At 74.7% G+C, this 1,136-nt stretch carries 1 protein-coding gene; it reads left to right on the forward strand.

Annotated features, from left to right (window positions below; translation table 11 throughout):
• The coding region (locus tag HO151_RS01760; protein ID WP_173894372.1) for an acyl carrier protein at window positions 1–1,136 on the forward strand (1,136 nt) is incomplete at both ends.

The following is a 1,136-nucleotide window of genomic DNA, read 5'->3' on the forward strand; positions in this document are numbered from 1 at the left end:
GGCGCCGCACTGCCCGAGCGCCTCGCCGCGCAGTCCGGGCCCGAACGGCTGCGCACCCTCGTCCGGCTGGTGTGCGCGCAGGCCGCCGCCGTGCTCGGCCACACCTCCGACTCCGCGGTCGTACCGGAGCGTGCCTTCCGCGACCTCGGCTTCGACTCCCTCGCCTCCGTCGAGCTGCGCAACCGGCTGAACGCCGCCACCGGCCTGCGGCTGCCCGCCACGCTGGTCTTCGACCACCCCTCACCGCAGGCCCTCGCCGCGCACCTGCGGGACGAGCTGACCGGGACGGACCCCGCGACCACGGCACCCGCGTCCAGTACCTCCACCACCCCCAGTACCTCCACCACCTCCAGTACGTCCGGCGCGGGCGAACCGATCGCGATCGTCGCCATGGGCTGCCGCTTCCCGGGAGAGGTCCGCACCCCGGACGACCTGTGGCGGCTCGTGGCCTCCGGCGGCGACGGCATCCGCGCCTTCCCCACCGACCGCGGCTGGGACCTCGACGCGCTCTACGACCCCGACCCCGCGCACACCGGCACCTCGTACGTGCGCGAGGGCGGATTCCTCACCGGGGCCGCCGACTTCGACCCCGACTTCTTCGGCATCTCGCCCCGCGAGGCGATCGCCATGGACCCGCAGCAGCGCCTTCTGCTCACCCTCACCTGGGAGGCGTTCGAGCGCGCCGGCCTCGACCCGGCCGCGCTGCGCGGAACCCCGGCGGGTGTCTTCATCGGCCTGATGCAGCAGGACTACGCGGTACGGCTCCTGCCGCACATCCCCGAGGACGTCGAGGGCTTCCTGGGCACCGGCAACTCCGGCAGCGTCGTCTCCGGCCGCATCGCCTACACCTTCGGCCTCGAAGGCCCCGCCCTCACCATCGACACGGCGTGCTCCTCCTCGCTCGTGGCCCTGCACACGGCGGTGCAGTCGCTGCGCCGCGGCGAGTGCGCGCTCGCCCTCGCGGGCGGGGTCACCGTGATGTCCAGCCCCGAACTCTTCGTGGAGTTCAGCCGCCAGGGCGGCCTGGCCGCCGACGGCCGCTGCAAGTCCTTCGCCGCGGGCGCGGACGGGACCGGCTTCGGCGAGGGAGCCGGCGTGCTGCTGCTGGAGCGGCTGTCGGACGCCCGCCGGGCGGG

This window comes from Streptomyces sp. 8P21H-1 (genome assembly GCF_013302945.1).